Below are 16,751 nucleotides of genomic sequence, written 5' to 3' on the forward strand. Positions count from 1 at the left end.
GGGGACGGCGCCCTGACCGGCGGCATGGCCTGGGAGGCGCTGAACAACATCGCGGCCGCCAAGGACCGCCCGCTCGTCATCGTCGTCAACGACAACGAGCGCTCCTACGCGCCCACCATCGGCGGCCTCGCCAACCACCTGGCCACCCTGCGCACCACGAACGGCTACGAGCGCTTCCTGGCCCGCGGCAAGGACCTCCTGGAGCGCACCCCGGTCGTCGGCCGCCCGCTCTACGAGACCCTGCACGGCGCCAAGAAGGGCCTCAAGGACTTCATCTCGCCGCAGGGCATGTTCGAGGACCTCGGCCTCAAGTACGTCGGCCCCATCGACGGCCACGACATCGAGGCCCTGGAGTCCGCGCTGAACCGCGCCAAGCGCTTCGGCGGCCCCGTGATCGTGCACTGCCTCACCGAGAAGGGTCGCGGCTACACCCCGGCCCTCCAGGACGAGGCCGACCGCTTCCACGGCATCGGCCCCATCCACCCCGACACCGGCCTGCCGATCAAGGCCTCCGGCGCCGACTGGACCTCCGTGTTCGGCGACGAGATGGTCCAGCTCGGCAAGGAGCGCGAGGACATCGTCGCGATCACCGCCGCGATGCTCCAGCCGGTCGGCCTGAAGAAGTTCGCCGACGCGTTCCCCGACCGGGTCTACGACGTCGGCATCGCCGAGCAGCACGGCGCCACCTCGGCGGCCGGCCTCGCCGCGGGCGGCCTGCACCCGGTCTTCGCCGTCTACGCGACGTTCCTCAACCGCGCCTTCGACCAGCTCCTCATGGACGTGGCCCTGCACAAGTGCGGCGTCACCTTCGTCCTGGACCGAGCCGGCATCACCGGCACCGACGGCGCCTCGCACAACGGCATGTGGGACATGTCGATCCTCCAGGTCGTCCCCGGCATCCGGATCGCCGCGCCGCGCGACGCCGACCAGGTCCGCGCCCAGCTGCGCGAGGCCGTCCAGGTCGACGACGCGCCGACCGTCGTGCGCTACTCCAAGGGCGCCGTCGGCCCCGCCGTCGAGGCCGTCGGCACGGTCGGCGGCATGGACGTCCTGCGCGAGCCCGGCAGCGACCGGCCCGACGTCCTCCTCGTCTCCGTCGGCGCGCTCGCCCCGATGTGCCTCGAGATCGCCGGTCTGCTCGACAAGCAGGGCATCACCACGACCGTCGTCGACCCCCGCTGGGTCAAGCCGGTCGACGAGGCACTCGCCCCGCTGGCCGAGCGCCACCGCGTCGTCGTCACCGTCGAGGACAACTCGCGCGCCGGCGGCGTCGGCTCCGCGATCGCCCAGGCCCTGCGCGACGCCGGCGTCGACGTCCCGCTGCGCGACTTCGGCATCCCGCCGCGCTTCCTCGACCACGCCTCCCGCAAGGAGATCATGGCCGAGATCGGTCTGACCGCCCCGGACATCGCACGCCAGGTCACCGGCCTCGTCGCCAAGCTCGACGGCCGCTACGAGCGCGAGACGGCCCCCGCCGTGGAGCCCGCCCGGGACTGACTCGCACGCACCGCCACCGGGCCGGCCGGACCCCTCCAGGGGGCTCCGACCGGCCCGATCGTGTGAATGCCCCGCACCTCGGCGCGCGCCCCGGCCCGGATGCCCCAATCATGGGCGTACGGCCATGGGTACGGAGGTACGCCGATGAGCGTCGACCACCAGTCGCGCGGGAACGGGAACAGGTCCCTGTTCCGGACCAAGTCGGTCGAGCAGTCAATCCGGGACACCGAGGAGCCCGAGCACGCCCTGCGCAAGTCCCTCTCCGCGTGGGACCTCACCGTGTTCGGCGTCGGCGTCGTCATCGGCACCGGCATCTTCGTGCTCACCGGCAAGGTGGCGAAGGAGAACGCGGGACCGGCCACCGCGCTGGCCTTCGTCGCCGCGGGCATCGTCTGCGCCCTCGCCGCCCTGTGCTACGCGGAGTTCGCCTCCACCGTCCCGGTCGCCGGATCGGCGTACACGTTCGCGTACGCGTCGATCGGCGAACTGCCGGCCTGGATCATCGGCTGGGACCTCGTCCTGGAGTTCGCCCTCGGCACCGCGGTCGTCGCGGTCGGCTGGTCCGGGTACGTGCGCTCGCTGATGGACAACATCGGCTGGCACCTACCGGCCTCGCTGGAAGGGCCCGACGTACCGGGCGGCACCTTCGACATCCTCGCCTTCATCCTCGTCCTGGTGCTCACCGCGGTCCTCGTCCTCGGCATGAAGCTCTCCGCGCGCGTCACCAGCGTGGTCGTCGCCATCAAGGTGACCGTCGTGATGATCGTGATCGTCGCCGGTCTTTTCTTCGTCGTCGGTGACAACTACAAGCCGTTCATCCCGAAGGCGGTCACCCCGGAGGGCGGCGGCGGCTGGGAGACGGCGCCCCTGGTCCAGCTGATGTTCGGCTACCAGGCCACCAACTTCGGCCTCATGGGCATCTTCACCGCCGCCTCCATCGTCTTCTTCGCCTTCATCGGCTTCGACGTGGTCGCCACCGCCGCCGAGGAGACCAAGCTGCCGCAGCGCGACATGCCCCGCGGCATCCTCGGCTCGCTGCTCATCTGCACGATCCTCTACGTGGCCGTCGCCCTGGTCGTCACCGGCATGCAGAAGTACACGGAGCTGTCGGTGACCGCCCCGCTCGCCGACGCGTTCAAGGCCGTCGGGCATCCCTTCTACGCGGGCGTCATCAGTTTCGGCGCCGCCGTCGGCCTCACCACGGTCTGTCTGATCCTGCTGCTCGGACAGACCCGCGTGTTCTTCGCGATGAGCCGGGACGGGCTGCTGCCCACGTTCTTCTCCAAGACCCACCCGAAGTTCAGGACCCCGTACCGGCCGACGATCCTGCTCGGCGCGATCATCGCCGTCGTGGCCGGCTTCACCAGCATCAACGAGCTCGCGACCCTGGTGAACATCGGCACCCTGTTCGCGTTCGTGGTCGTCGCCGTGGGCGTGATCGTGCTCCGCCGCTCCCGCCCCGACCTGCCCCGGGCCTTCCGCACCCCGTGGGTCCCGGTCCTGCCGGTGATCTCGATCGCCGCGTCGCTGTGGCTGATGCTCAACCTGCCGGGCGAGACCTGGCTGCGCTTCGGCATCTGGATGGTGATCGGCATGGTCGTGTACTTCCTCTACGGCCGCCACCACAGCCGCCTCGGCCGCGAGGCCCTGGGCCGCACCGGACGCTCCTAGGAGGCGTCCCGTACGGCGCGCGGGCCCACACACCGCGCGCCGTGCCGGGTCACCCGCTCCCGCAGCTCCCGGTCGGCCGTGACCACCACGCACGGTCCCCGGCCCGCCTCGGCGGCCGCCCGCGCGAGCTCCACGATCAGATCGTCGCCGCTGCCCGGCGCCGACTCCACCCGCACCCCGGGCACCGGCGCCACGCCCCGCGCGGCGCCCTCCACGACGAGCACGAGGTCCAGCGGCCCCGGCAGCCCCGGGAACCCCTCCTGCGCGTGCGCGGCGAGCCGGTCCCGCAGCCGCTCGGCCGCCCCGCGCCGGTCCCGCCACCAGCCGTCGGGCACCGACCCGACGACATTGGCCCCGTCCACCACCACGGTGGTCGTCCCCGTCATCCCCGCCCGCCCTTCCGCCAACGGTCCGTCACCCGGCCGAAGGCGGCCACGACCCGGTCGGTGCGCCCCGCGTCGGTCCGGATGCGGTTGCTGAGCTCCACGTGCAGGAACGGTACGCGCTGCCGGGAGGCCGCGCGGCCCTGGACGTTGGAGCGGCCCTCCAGCGGACAGGAGCGGGCCCAGGCTCGGCACACCGCGAACCCGTCGTCGCGCAGGGCGTCGGCGAGGTCGCGGCCCTCGCCGCGGGCGACTGAGCCGCGTCCCGTCGAGGCGACGACGTCGTGACGGGCGGACGCGTCGGCGAAGCCGTGCACCTGCACGGCGGGAAGCGAACGCCTGACGAGCTCGTCCGCGACGGCGTCGAACACGGTGTCTCTGCGGTGGGCCACGTCCGACGCGTTCCCCCTGCCTGCTTTGCGATGCGCGCCTGCAATCAACAGAATGCCGCCCGGCGTGCCGCGCAGGACGCCGACGCCGACCCGCTCCGTATGGCGGTCGGCGACGGGATGGGGAACCTGGACCATCCAGCGTCGCCGCTCGGGCGTGCCGTCGTCGGCGACGTACACGCGGCCCCAGCCGCGCGGGGCGGGGCCCTCGTCGGACCGATCGGCGATCTCCGTGTAGCGCCTTCCGTCCGCCTCGTCGACGACCGTGCCGAGGGTGAAATCCACGTCGGACAGTGCCTGTTCAGCCTGCTCGCGGTGCCCTTCGACAAGCAGTCCGACGGCGCGGGCCACCGTCGCACGGTCGTCGGACGAGGGGGACCGGTAACCCGAGTCCGGGTCGAAGGGTGCGGTGTACCGCGCCACGCGCGCCAGCAGGTCGACCCTCTCCCGGCCGTCGGACCGCGCGGCGTCCGCGTGGCCCCCGCTATCGTCGCGGCCGGGGGTGAATGCGGTGAACATCACGCCGACGGAGACGACAACGACGAGGATTATTGCAATTGTTACCGTCTTTGTCCGGTTGCCCGTCATAGTTGTATAAAGATAGCCCGGTGATCAGACGCCCCATCCTCACCTCCCGTCGCGGCCGGTTCGGCATATCCGGCGCGGCCCTCGTCGTTCTCGCCGCGGGCGCCGCGGCCTGCGGACCGTTCGGCTCGGACGACGGCAAGCCTGCTGCCGCGGAAGGCCGTTCGTTCACCGTCGCTGCGGCCGGTGACATCCTCATCCACCCGGAGCTGACCGAACAGGCCGCCAAGGACGCGAAGACGACCGGCAACGGTGAGGCGGGGCTCGACTTCGACCCGATCATGGCCGGGATGAAGCCGGTGATCAGCAGAGCCGACCTGGCCATATGTCACTTCGAGCCGGTGGCGTCGGCGAGCCCGAAGGGTCCCTTCGAGAGCTTCCCCGCCTTCATCGTGCCGCCGCAGATCACCACGACGATCAAGAGCATCGGCTACGACACCTGCTCGACGGCCTCGAACCACAGCCTCGACCACGGGGCGACCGGCGTGACCAACACGCTGAACGCCCTGGACAAGGCAGGCGTCAAGCACACGGGTTCGGCGCGCAGCGCGGCCGAGGCGTCGAAGCCGAACATCATCGACGTCAAGGGCGTCAAGGTGGCCCAGCTGTCCTTCGCGGGCGGCTTCAACGGCCACGAGATCCCCGAGAAGAAGCCGTGGCTCGTCAACCAGACCTCGCTCCGGTCGATCAAGGCGGCCGAGCGGCGCGCCCGCACGGCCGGCGCCGACGTCGTCATCCTCAGCATCCACTGGGGGCGCGAGCACCAGCCGACGCCCAACGCGAACCAGCTGCGGCTGGCCCGCAGCATCGCCGAGGAGACCGGAATCGACCTGGTCATCGGCCACCACGCACATGTCGTCCAGCCGATGGAGAAGATCGACGGCACCTGGATCGCGTACGGGCTCGGCAATCAGATCGCGCGGCACGAGGTGCCCAGCGGGCTGTCCGAGGAGGGCGTCACCGGCTGGTTCGAATTCACCGAGCATGGCGGCGAGTGGGACGTGCAGGCCAAGTACGTGCCGACGTTCATCGAGATCCCGCCGGACCCGGACGAGACCGGCGCGGTGCCCGAGGGGTCGGTCGAGGACCATCGGCTGGTGGACGTGGCCGCGGCGCTGCGCGACGGCGACAAGCTCAGCGCCCAGCAGCGGGCCCGCTACCGGCTGGCGTTCGAGCGCACCGAGGGCACCCTGCTCAACCGCGGGGCCGGGCAGGACGGCCTGAAGCCGCTGCATCCGCTGCCCTGACCCGAGCGCACGGCCCGAACGCCACGGATCACGAAGATGTGGCTCAAACCGTGCTCTGCATCACATTGCCCCGTACACGTACAACCATCCGGTCTCGGCCACGGTCGGACGGTACTGGATCGCACGTGTGTGCCTAGTGCGGATCCCTGTGCGACTCACCCGGGGGGCGGGTCGCACGGAGCCCGGCACACCCGACATGCACGAGAGGAGCCCCCCGTTGGCCGCTTCCCAGGTGAAGCGACGGCACAAGGTCCGCAGACGGGCCGACATGTCCCTGCTCGGCGGCATCAGGCCGCCCATCGCACTCCTGTCGGTCCTGCTGCTCGCCCTGGCCGGAATCACCGCCCTGACCATGGGGCGCTCCGGTGACGGACCCGTGCCCAAGGCGGTGCTCCAATCGCAGCAGCACTTCGCGGAGGACGGCGCCGTCGCCCTGCGCGCCTCGCTCGACGAGTCGATCACCGACCTGAACCGGACGGCGAGCCTGTTCAGCGCCGGCCGCCCGGTGAGCGCCGACACCGTCCTCGACAAGGTCGGCAACGTCTACCAGAAGTGGCGCGGCTCGGCCGTCCTGGAGATCACGTCGGGGAAGCTGCTCGCCGCGCGCGGCGAGAGCGTTCCCGTCACCGCGATCGACCGCTCCGAGCTCGCCCGCGAGGACGGCCTGCGGCCCCGGCTGATCCGTCTGGACAACGGCGAGACCCGACTGCTCACCCTCGCGCTTCTCTCGTGGGAGGGGCGTCCGCAGGAGCTCCTCGTCACCACGAGCAGCCTCAAGTTCCCCGGCGTCAGCCTCGGCAAGTTCCGTGCCATCGCGGTCGTCGACGCGAAGGGCACCGTCCTGAGCAGCGACGGCATCCTCGCCCCCGAGCAGATCCTCTCGGACACGGTGAAGGAGGCGTCCGCCGCCTCCCGCGAGCAGCTCGACGACTTCGCGAAGGCCGCCGCGCGCAAGGCGTCCCGCGATCCGTCGACCACCAAGGAGCCCGGCTCCGGCGGCTATCTCGGCGTCAGCGGCTCCCTGCTCGGCGACACCGTCCAGGGCGACCGCGCGCTCGCCGGCTACGCCTCGCTCACCGGTTCCCAGCCCGGCGAGTTCACCCCGGCCAGCGAGCTCGGGCTCAACGTGGTCACGCTCGTCCACATCACGGACGAGGGCGTACACGTCGCGTCGCTCGCCTTCGGCCTGCTCGCTGCGGGAGCCCTGCTCCTCATCGGCGGCCTCACGGTCGCCCTGCTCCTGGGCACCGTGCAGCGCCCCATCGTGCGGCTGTTCCTCGAGAGCCGCCGGCTCACCCGCGGGGACCTCACCCGCCCCGTGACCGTGCCCCGCTTCGGCGAGGGCGCCCGCATCGGCACCTCGCTCGAGCGGCTGCGCCGCCAGCTGCTCGGCCAGGACGACGATGTGCCTGCGGCCCGGGGCCGCTTCGGTGCGCGCTCCCTCGTCGCGATCAGCGGAGCGCTGCTGCTCGTGTGGTGCATCCCCCTGGTCCTCTTCGTGAACCGGGCGGGCGGAGACGTCACCGTCCCGCAGCAGATGGTCAGCGACCAGCGCGAGCGCACCGACACTCTCGCCGACCGGCTCCGCCGCGCGCTCAACGAGGGCCACGCCGACCTCACCGCCGTCGGCACCCTCGTCGGCGACCGCACCGAGCCGGGACAGATCACCGAGGTGCTCGACCGCACCATGGCCGAGCACCCCCGCTACGACGCGCTGTACGTCCTCGACGAGAACGGCAAGGTCGTCGCCCGCTCCGGCGGTGACGTGCACAGCCCTTCCGGCAAGGGCCCGTCCGACAAACCCCTGCGCGTCCTCGACGACGCGGGCAAGAAGCCCGTGATCATCGGCACCGCCGAGATCCCGGGCCGCGACGGCGCCGCCGTCGTGGGCGAGTTCCGCGTCGACTTCCTGAACTCGCTGCTCAAGCGGCCAGGGCTCGGCACCGTGCGCGTCGTCGACAGCGACCGCAAGGTCATCGCGGGCAACTCCGGCTACCGGGAGTTCCAGAAGCTGCCCGGCCGCATCGACGAACTGGCCGACGCCACCAACCAGAAGGTCGGTATGGCCGCCAAGCCCAGCGGCGTCCTGTACCGCGACGGCGCCGCCGTCCAGCTCGCCGGAGCCGCCCCGTTCGCCGGAGGCGGTGCGGCCAAGGAGCTGAACTGGACCGTCGTGAGCTGGCAGCCCGCCTCCGGGCTGGCCATCCCCGCGTATCAGTACCAGAACCGCACCGTCCTCGCCGGGCTCCTCGGCATCACCGCGGCGGCCGCCTGCCTCGGCTGGCTGCACATCGTCGTGGTGCGCCCGCTGCGCGAACTCGCCCGCCAGGCCGAGGCCCTCGCGGGCGGCGACCGCAGGACCGTGCTGTACCCGCGCCACCACGACGAGGTCGGCGCCGTCGCGCGCAGCCTCGAACTCGTACGGCAGCAGCTCCAGGGACAACGGCATCAGCAGCGACGGCAGGGCGGCGCGCCGAGCGCCACCGCCGGAGCCGGAAGGAACCAGTAACCACCGTGCTCTTCCTCTACACCGTGCTCGTGGTGTGCGGAGCCGTCCTGCTGATCGCCGGAGTGATCGAACAGCGGCGGCACTACGTCAACCTCGACCACATCCCGACCCGCGTGCTCGTCAACGGCATCCGCGGCAAGTCCTCCATCACCAGGCTGTGCGCCGGCGCCCTGCGCGGCGGCGACCTCACCACGGTCGCCAAGACCACCGGCACCGCCGCCCGCTTCATCCACCCGGACGCCACCGAGGAGCCCGTCTACCGGAAGTTCGGCATCGCCAACGTCGTCGAGCAGATCGGCATCGTGCGCCGGGCCGCCGCCTACCACCCCGACGCGCTCGTCATCGAGTGCATGGCGGTCATGCCGGCGCTCCAGGAGATCAACCAGTCCAAGCTGATCCGCTCCACGATCGGCGTGCTCTGCAACGTCCGTGAGGACCACCTCGCCGAGATGGGCCCCACCCTCGACGACGTCGCCCGCTCCCTGTGCCGCTCCATGCCCGAGAACGGCATCTGCGTCACCGCCGAGGTCGACCGGTTCCACATCCTCCAGGAGGAGGCCGACGCACGGAACTGCGAGCTCGTCTACGCGGACCCGGAGATGGTCACGGACGAGGAGCTGCGCGGCTTCAGCTGGTTCACGTTCAAGGAGAACGTCGCCATCGCCCTCGTCGTCGCCGACCTCCTCGGCGTCGACCGGGCCACCGCGCTCCAGGGCATGTACGACGCCCCGCCGGACCCCGGTGTCCTCTCCGTCGAGCGGTACCTCACGCCGGACGACAAGAAGCTCCGCTTCGCGAACGTCTTCGCGGCCAACGACCCCGAGTCGACGCTGATGAACATCAACCAGCTGCTCGACCTCGGCGCCGTCCACCGGCCGCTCAGCGTGGTCATCAACTGCCGGCCCGACCGCGTCGAGCGCAACGGGCAGATGGGCGAGATCATCCCCGGCCTCGACCCCGAGCACGTCTTCGTCATCGGGCATCCCGCCAAGTCGGCCATCGACGCGATCCCGGCCGCCTACCGCGACCGCGCCGTCGACCTGGGCGGCGACCGGCGCGACCCCGAGGAGTTCATGGGACAGCTGCTGGGCCGGCTCGGCCCGGACTCCTCGCTCGTCGCCATCGGCAACATCCACGGCCAGGGCGAACACCTCCTGGAGTACCTCGCCGAGCTGCCCGCGGACGAGACGCCGGACCAGACGCAGGGCGGCACGGCACAAGCGACCCCGGCCGGCCCTGAGCACCCGGACCGGTCCGCCCTCGGGCCGCGCGAGCACGTCGAGACCGTCCAGCTGTACGCACCGCGCATCGACCCGTACCAGCAGTACTCGCCGGCGTACGAGGAGCGGTACACGTCGCCGCAGGCCGTCCCGGTCCAGCGCGACGCCCGCACCCCGTACCCGCAACCGCCGCGGCAGCAGCCGTTTCCGCACGTCACACCCCCGGCACGGGCCGCAGGACAGGACGCCCCGCGCGGCCTGTTCGAGCCCGTCGTACCGCCCACCCCGACCGCCGACGACTACGACCCGTGGCACGACCCCGCAGGAGAGCAGCACCGTTGATCCCCTCCGTCCTCACCCCCGAGATCGCCGCGGTGGGTATCGCCATCGGGCTGCTGTTCTCCCTGGTCTGCTACCTGACGACGAACCTGTCGCCCGGCGGCATGATCACCCCCGGCTGGCTGGCCCTGACCCTCGTCGAGGACCTGCAGCGCGCCGCGATGGTCGTCGGCGTCACCGTCCTCACCTACGCCGGCACCCTGCTGATGCAGAAGTACGTGATCCTCTACGGCAAGCGGCTCTTCGCCGCCGTCGTCCTGCTCGGCGTCACGCTCCAGGCCACCGTCATGATCGTGCTCTCCCTGGAGTTCCCGCTCATGTACGCGAACCAGACACTCGGCTTCATCGTCCCGGGCCTCATCGGCTACCAGCTGGTGCGCCAGCCCAAGGGGCCCACCCTGCTCGCGACCGGCTCCGTGACGCTCATGGCGTACGTCGTCCTGACCGCGGCCATCCTCCTCGGCTTCATGCCGTCCGCCTGACCGCCGACCCTTTTGACCGGAGCAGACTCCCATGCCTCCCAAGAAGAAGCGCCCCGTCCTGCACGCCGTCACCGTGCTCGCCCTGCTCGGCGCCAGCGGCTATCTCACCGTCGAGCTGAAGAAGGACGAGCAGGAGAAGGCGCCCGCGGTCCAGGCCGTCACCGACTCGCCGATGCTGGAGTCCAGCACCGGGCAGAAGGGTGGCAAGCAGACCTGGGAGCGCCTGAAGAACCCCGAGCGGTCCGTCCTGCGCGGCGAGAGCGGCCAGGTCCTCGCCATGTTCACCGACGGTGCCCGCACCGCCACCCTCAAGGGCCCCTCGCGTACCTTCACGGAGCCCGCCAGCACCAAGTCGCGGGTCGTGACCGAGGACTGGGTGCGGCTGATGCCCGAGACGTGGCGCAAGGGTTCCGAGAAGGAGAAGTGGTTCACGGACTGGTTCAAGGAGTTCTACGGCTCGGAGGAGGACGACCTTTTCGCGTACGCGTTCCAGTACGTCGAGGGCGCCCCGGTCAAGAAGGACGACGAGGGCATCGCGTACGCCGGTGACGCCAACTTCGGACCGATCAACCCGAACGGCTCAGAGGGCAACGACTTGCGGGACGAGCTCTCCGACTTCTACGACTACCTGGGCATCCCGTACACGTTCCGGGACGGCACCACCCAGACTCCCGAGTCGCGCCGGGCCCGCTCTGTCGACTGCTCCGGCTTCCAGCGCCTCATCTGGGGCTACCGGGCGCGCTACCCCCTGATGTCCTCGGACAAGTCGGGCGACGGCCTGCCCCGTACGGCCAACGGCATGGCCCGCTCCGAGGCGGGCACCGACATCATCCCGCTCAAGGGCGTCTCCGCCTCCGACCGGCCGACCTCGATCGATGTCCTGCAACCGGGTGACCTGGTCTTCTTCAAGCTGGACCAGCGCACAGGACAGCGCCTCGACCATGTCGGCATGTACATGGGCCACGACACCGACGGCCACATGATCTTCGTGTCCAGCCGTGAAGAGGTCAACGGCCCCACGATCGGCGACAAGGGCGGCACCTCCCGCCTCGACGGAAACGGCTACTACGCCAAGACGCTGCGCAGCGCCAAGCGCCTGTGAACCACCGGGGGCGGGCGCCGGTGGTGGTCCGCTCCCGCATATGGTGTTTGTGTGAACGGCGACTGGCTGATACGCGCGCGTGACGGCAGGCTCTGCTCCTACGGGTTCGCCCCCGGTGGTGACGCGGTCGTGCGGCGCACCGAGCTGAGCCCGGACGGGCCCTGGAGCGAGTCCGCGACGGTCGGCGGCGAGCAGCGGCTGCATCCGGTGCTCGGGCTGGCTCAGGGGCCCGGTGGTTACGTGCATCTCGCGTCCTGGCGGCCCACCGTTCCCGGTGAGTCGGGGCTCGTCCACTCCACGCACTTCCAGCCGCACCTGTCGGCCCTCGACTGGACCCCGATCGGCCACCCGAACAAGACCGGCGACCGCACGGGCCCGCCCGCCGTCGCCGTCGACGCGCAGGGCCGCGCCCATGTCTTCGTCCGCAACAAGGGCGGCGGCATCAGCATGCGAGCCCAGCGGGAGAAGGGCGGCTGGGCCCCCTGGCGGGACCTCGCCGGGACCGGGGTGCGCGGTGAACTCGCCGCGGTGGCCGACGAGTCCGGCCTCATCAGCGTCTACGCGGCCACGCCCGACGGCATCCTGCGCCGTCGTCAGCAGTCGGCCGGCACGGCGCTCGTGCCCGACGACAAGCCGCTGCCCGCGAACCCGCGCCCGGACACCCTGCGCGCCCTCGCCACCTCCGCCGAGCACACCACGCTCTTCTACACCGACGAGGACGGCGGCCTGTACGCGTGGCGCGGCGAGGCCGACCCCGTCCGGCTGATGAACGCGGCGGGGCCCGGACCGGTCGCCGCGATCCGCTGCCGTCTGGACGACGTGGACTGCACCCTGCTCGCCCAGCGCGCGGACAGCGGACGGGTCGCGTTCGCCGCGTACCCGACCGAGCTGGAGTCGGCCGGCGCCTGGTGGACCGAGTCGGGCCCCGCGCTGCCGCCGGACACGCAGATCGCCCTCGCGGAGGACGCGAACGGGCGGGTCGTCGCGGCCACGTACACCCCCGGAGCCCCGCCCCGGCTGGCCCTGACCCGCCGCAAGAACGAACCGGGCCTGGCCCTGGAGGCCTGGCGCCCGATCCCGTAGCCCCTGCCGGACGCAAGGCTGCGCCTTCCGGCGGCTGCGCCGCGTGGGCGCGATCTGTAGCCGGGTGGGCCGAGCGCGGAAAGGGGCGCGGGGCTGTGTCTTTCGGCGGCTGCGCCGCGTGGGCGCGATCGGGCGCGGGGTGGGCCGAGCGCGGAAAGGGGCGCGGGGCTGTGTCTTTCGGCGGCTGCGCCGCGTGGGCGCGATCGGGCGCCGGTTGGGCCGAGCGCAGAAAGGGGCGCGGGGAACTGCGTGATCAGCCACCACTGATCCGCAGTCGCCCGCGCCCCTCAGCCGACCCGACGGTCAGGCGCGACCCGCATCGGAACTACGCCGGCACGCTCGCGACCCCGGCCTCCAGGAACCGCTTCCCGGTGACCCGCTCGGAGACGCCCTCACGGTCCAGGTACGGGGTGATGCCACCCAGGTGGAAGGGCCAGCCCGCACCCGTGATCAGGCACAGGTCGATGTCCTGCGCCTCGGCGACGACACCCTCGTCGAGCATGAGCCCGATCTCCTGGGCGACGGCGTCGAGCACGCGGTCGCGGACCTGCTCCTCGGTCAGGACGACATCGCCCTGCTTCAGGAGCGCGGCGACCTCGGGGTCCAGCTCCGGCTTGAAGTCGTTCTCGGCGGAGTAGACGTAGAAGCCGCGCTTGCCGGCCTTGACGACGGCCGCCAGGTTCGGCGAGACGGTGAAGCGCTCCGGGAAGGCGCGGTTCAGGGTCTCCGAGACGTGCAGACCGATGGCGGGACCGACCAGCTCGAGGAGGACGAGCGGGGACATCGGCAGGCCCAGGGGCTCCACCGCCTTCTCCGCCACCTCGACCGGCGTGCCCTCGTCGATGACGTTCTGGATCTCGCCCATGAAGCGGGTCAGGATGCGGTTCACGACGAACGCCGGGGCGTCCTTCACGAGCACCGCGGTCTTCTTCAGCTTCTTGGCGACGCCGAACGCCGTGGCGAGCGCCGCGTCGTCCGTCCGTTCGCCGCGCACGATCTCCAGGAGCGGGAGGATCGCGACCGGGTTGAAGAAGTGGAAGCCGACGACCCGCTCGGGGTGCTTCAGCTTCGACGCCATCTCGGTGACCGAGAGGGACGAGGTGTTCGTGGCGAGGATCGCGTGCGCCGGGGCGACGGCCTCGACCTCGGCGAACACCTGCTGCTTGACGCCGATCTCCTCGAAGACGGCCTCGATGATGAAGTCGGCGTCGGAGAAGCCCTCCGCCTTGTCGAGGACGCCGGAGACCAGGGCCTTCAGGCGGTTGGCCTTGTCCTGGTTGATGCGGCGCTTGCCGAGCAGCTTGTCGATCTCGGCGTGGACGTAGCCCACACCCTTGTCGACGCGCTCCTGGTCGATGTCGGTCAGGACGACCGGCACCTCGAGGCGGCGCAGGAAGAGCAGGGCGAGCTGCGAGGCCATCAGACCGGCGCCGACGACGCCGACCTTGGAGACCGGGCGCGCCAGGTTCTTGTCCGGGGCGCCGGCGGGACGCTTGCCGCGCTTCTGCACCAGGTTGAACGAGTAGATGCCGGCGCGCAGTTCGCCGCCCATGATGAGGTCGGCGAGCGCCTTGTCCTCGGCGTCGAAACCGGCCTGGAGGTCACCGGACTTGGCGGCCGCGATGATGTCGAGCGCGCGGTAGGCGGCCGGGGCCGCGCCGTGCACCTTGGAGTCGGCGATGGCGGTGCCGCGCGCGACGGCCTGGTCCCAGGCCTCGCCGCGGTCGACGTCCGGGCGCTCGACCTTGACGTCGCCCTTCAGCACCTGGGCGGTCCAGATCAGCGACTGCTCGAGGAAGTCGGCGCCCTCGAAGAGCGCGTCGGCGATCCCGAGTTCGAAGACCTGCTTGCCCTTGAGCTGCTTGTTCTGGTTGAGGCTGTTCTCGATGATGACCGAGACGGCCTTGTCGGCGCCGATCAGGTTCGGCAGCAGGGCGCAGCCGCCCCACCCGGGGACCAGGCCGAGGAAGACCTCGGGCAGCGAGAACGCGGGCAGCGCCTTGGAGACGGTGCGGTACGAGCAGTGCAGACCGACCTCGACGCCACCGCCCATCGCGGCACCGTTGTAGTACGCGAACGTCGGTACGGCGAGACCGGCGAGGCGCTTGAAGACCTCGTGGCCGCCCTTGCCGATGGCGAGCGCGTCGTCGTGGTTCTTCAGCAGCTCGACGCCCTTGAGGTCGGCGCCGACGGCGAAGATGAACGGCTTGCCGGTGACACCGACACCGACGATCTCGCCGGCCGCGGCCTCCGCCTCGACCTGGTCGATCGCGACGTTCAGGTTCGCGAGCGAACCCGGGCCGAACGTGGTCGGCTTGGTGTGGTCGAAGCCGTTGTCCAGCGTGATGAGGGCGAAGCGGCCCGCACCGTGGGGCAGTTCGAGGTGGCGTACGTGCGCGGACGTGACGACCTCACCGGGGAACAGCTCGGCCGCACCCTTCAGAAGCTCGGCGGTGGTGCTCACTTGTCCCCCTCGAAGTGCGGGTTTTCCCAGATGACCGTCGCGCCCATGCCGAAGCCGACGCACATGGTGGTGAGGCCGTAGCGGACCTCGGGCTGCTCCTCGAACTGGCGGGCCAGCTGCGTCATCAGACGGACGCCGGAGGAGGCGAGCGGGTGGCCGAAGGCGATGGCGCCGCCGTACTGGTTGACGCGGGCGTCGTCGTCGGCGATGCCGTAGTGCTCGAGGAACGCGAGCACCTGCACGGCGAAGGCCTCGTTGACCTCGAAGAGGCCGATGTCCGAGATGGAGAGCCCCGCCTTGGCGAGGGCCTTCTCGGTGGCCGGGATCGGGCCGTAGCCCATGACCTCGGGCTCGACGCCGGCGAAGGCGTAGGAGACGAGGCGCATCTTGACCGGGAGGTTGTGCTCCCGGGCGAAGTCCTCGGAGGCGATGATCGAGGCGGTGGCGCCGTCGTTGAGACCCGCGGCGTTACCGGCGGTGACCCGGCCGTGCGTGCGGAACGGCGTCTTCAGGCCGGACAGGTTCTCCAGCGTGGTGCCCGGGCGCATCGGCTCGTCGGCCGTGACGAGGCCCCAGCCGGTCTCGCCGACCTCGGCGTTGGTGTTGCGCACGGAGATCGGGACCAGGTCCTGCTGGATCTTGCCGTTCGCGTACGCCTTCGCGGCCTTCTCCTGCGAGCGCACGGCGTACTCGTCGGCGCGCTGCTTGGTGATGGTCGGGTAGCGGTCGTGCAGGTTCTCGGCGGTCATGCCCATGAACAGGGCGGACTCGTCGACCAGCTTCTCGCTGACGAACCGGGGGTTCGGGTCGACGCCCTCACCCATGGGGTGGCGGCCCATGTGCTCGACGCCGCCCGCGATCACCGCGTCGTACGCGCCGAACGCGATCGAGCCCGCGGTCGTCGTCACGGCGGTCAGCGCACCGGCGCACATGCGGTCGATCGAGTAGCCGGGCACGGACTGCGGGAGTCCGGCCAGGATGCCGGCCGTGCGGCCCAGGGTCAGGCCCTGGTCACCGATCTGGGTGGTCGCGGCGATGGCGACCTCGTCGATCGTGGCGGGGTCCAGGTCGGGGTTCCGGCGCAGCAGCTCGCGGATCGCCTTGACGACCAGGTCGTCGGCCCGGGTCTCGTGGTAGATGCCCTTCGGGCCCGCCTTGCCGAACGGGGTGCGGACGCCGTCGACGAAGACGACGTCCCTGACGGTACGAGGCACGATGGCTCTCCTCCAGGATGCGGGACGGCACTGCCACGGCGCGCGACTGAGCGCGCGCTCACCCCTTCATGCTACTTGCGGGTAACCATGCTGCCCAGCCCCCTCGCCCGGAGCGGCGAACGTCACATCGCCGGAGCGCCGCCCGCCGGGTCGCCGACCGCGGGTCGACGGGCCGATGACAGGAACCCGAGAGGAGCCCGGGAAGCGCTCGAGAGGAGCCCGGGAAGCGCGCGAGAAGCGCCCCCGAGACGAGGCACACAAGGTGCCTATCCCAGAGGCGCTCGGAACCGCGCGAGCAGCCACGACGAACCCGCAGCCGCCCGCCGGGGCGCCCGCTCCCGCTGCGACAGGGTGCCGGTCAGCCCCGCGCAGCGGACAGCGCCGTGACCAGGACCGGGGTCACCTGCTCGATCTGCCAGCGCCGCGCCCCGTGCGAGCCGAGCGCCGCCGCCACCGAGTCCGCGTCCACGGAGGCCGGCGGCTCCCAGCACACCCGGCGGACCGTGTCCGGGGTGATCAGGTTCTCCTGCGGCATGGTGAGCTGCTCGGCCAGCGCCGAGACCCCG

General features: G+C 71.3%; 12 protein-coding genes and 1 pseudogene. 8 read left to right on the top strand and 5 right to left on the bottom strand.

Features of this window, described 5'->3' with window-relative positions; all coding sequences use genetic code 11:
* On the top strand, positions 1-1,497 hold a 1,497-nt coding region (locus GTW43_RS00535), incomplete at its 5' end, for a 1-deoxy-D-xylulose-5-phosphate synthase N-terminal domain-containing protein (protein ID WP_161299543.1).
* 144 nt (positions 1,498-1,641) lie between these two features.
* Entirely contained in the window at positions 1,642-3,168 is a 1,527-nt protein-coding gene (locus tag GTW43_RS00540) for an amino acid permease (protein WP_161299544.1), read from the top strand.
* On the opposite strand, the gene GTW43_RS00545 is transcribed toward GTW43_RS00540, so the two are convergent.
* Together GTW43_RS00545 and GTW43_RS00550 are read right to left on the bottom strand one after the other, a co-directional pair.
* Positions 3,165-3,554 (bottom strand): NTP pyrophosphohydrolase, encoded by a 390-nt coding sequence (locus tag GTW43_RS00545; protein WP_161299545.1) that lies wholly within the window; start codon positions 3,552-3,554, stop codon positions 3,165-3,167. The genes GTW43_RS00540 and GTW43_RS00545 overlap by 4 nt on opposite strands.
* Positions 3,551-4,528, bottom strand: a complete 978-nt coding sequence (locus tag GTW43_RS00550) for a hypothetical protein (RefSeq protein ID WP_161299546.1) — start codon at positions 4,526-4,528, stop codon at positions 3,551-3,553. The genes GTW43_RS00545 and GTW43_RS00550 overlap by 4 nt, the downstream gene beginning before the upstream one ends.
* A 23-nt stretch (positions 4,529-4,551) precedes the next feature.
* Between GTW43_RS00550 and GTW43_RS00555 the strand changes: the two genes are divergently transcribed.
* The 6 genes from GTW43_RS00555 (at position 4,552) to GTW43_RS00580 (ending at position 12,507) form a co-directional block, all read left to right on the top strand.
* Positions 4,552-5,772: a CapA family protein gene (locus GTW43_RS00555; RefSeq protein ID WP_343245848.1), complete on the top strand. Its 1,221-nt coding sequence runs from the start codon at positions 4,552-4,554 to the stop codon at positions 5,770-5,772.
* 268 nt (positions 5,773-6,040) lie between these two features.
* A complete protein-coding gene (locus GTW43_RS00560) occupies positions 6,041-8,281 on the top strand; it encodes a cache and HAMP domain-containing protein (RefSeq protein WP_161299554.1) in 2,241 nt (746 codons plus the stop codon).
* Positions 8,282-8,286: 5 nt separating this feature from the next.
* Entirely contained in the window at positions 8,287-9,843 is a 1,557-nt protein-coding gene (gene pgsB, locus GTW43_RS00565) for a poly-gamma-glutamate synthase PgsB (protein WP_161299547.1), read from the top strand.
* A complete protein-coding gene (locus GTW43_RS00570; protein WP_161299548.1) occupies positions 9,840-10,322 on the top strand; it encodes a poly-gamma-glutamate biosynthesis protein PgsC/CapC in 483 nt (160 codons plus the stop codon). The genes pgsB and GTW43_RS00570 overlap by 4 nt, the downstream gene beginning before the upstream one ends.
* Positions 10,323-10,353: 31 nt before the next feature.
* Positions 10,354-11,424: an NlpC/P60 family protein gene (locus GTW43_RS00575; RefSeq protein WP_161299549.1), complete on the top strand. Its 1,071-nt coding sequence runs from the start codon at positions 10,354-10,356 to the stop codon at positions 11,422-11,424.
* Between the two features lie 51 nt (positions 11,425-11,475).
* Positions 11,476-12,507, top strand: coding sequence for a hypothetical protein (locus tag GTW43_RS00580; RefSeq protein WP_161299550.1), 1,032 nt, complete (start codon positions 11,476-11,478; stop codon positions 12,505-12,507).
* Positions 12,508-12,832: 325 nt separating this feature from the next.
* On the opposite strand, the gene GTW43_RS00585 is transcribed toward GTW43_RS00580, so the two are convergent.
* From GTW43_RS00585 to GTW43_RS00595, 3 genes and pseudogenes are all read right to left on the bottom strand, one after another.
* Entirely contained in the window at positions 12,833-14,971 is a 2,139-nt protein-coding gene (locus GTW43_RS00585; protein ID WP_161299551.1) for a 3-hydroxyacyl-CoA dehydrogenase NAD-binding domain-containing protein, read from the bottom strand.
* Positions 14,968-16,185 carry an acetyl-CoA C-acyltransferase gene (locus tag GTW43_RS00590; RefSeq protein WP_161299552.1) on the bottom strand — a complete coding sequence of 406 codons (1,218 nt, stop codon included), beginning with the start codon at positions 16,183-16,185 and terminating at the stop codon, positions 14,968-14,970. The genes GTW43_RS00585 and GTW43_RS00590 overlap by 4 nt, the downstream gene beginning before the upstream one ends.
* 358 nt (positions 16,186-16,543) lie before the next feature.
* Positions 16,544-16,751, bottom strand: a pseudogene (locus GTW43_RS00595) (ribonuclease D); the annotation flags it as partial.

The sequence above is a fragment of the Streptomyces sp. SID5785 genome, from assembly GCF_009870065.1.
Classification (GTDB): Bacteria; Actinomycetota; Actinomycetes; order Streptomycetales; family Streptomycetaceae; genus Streptomyces.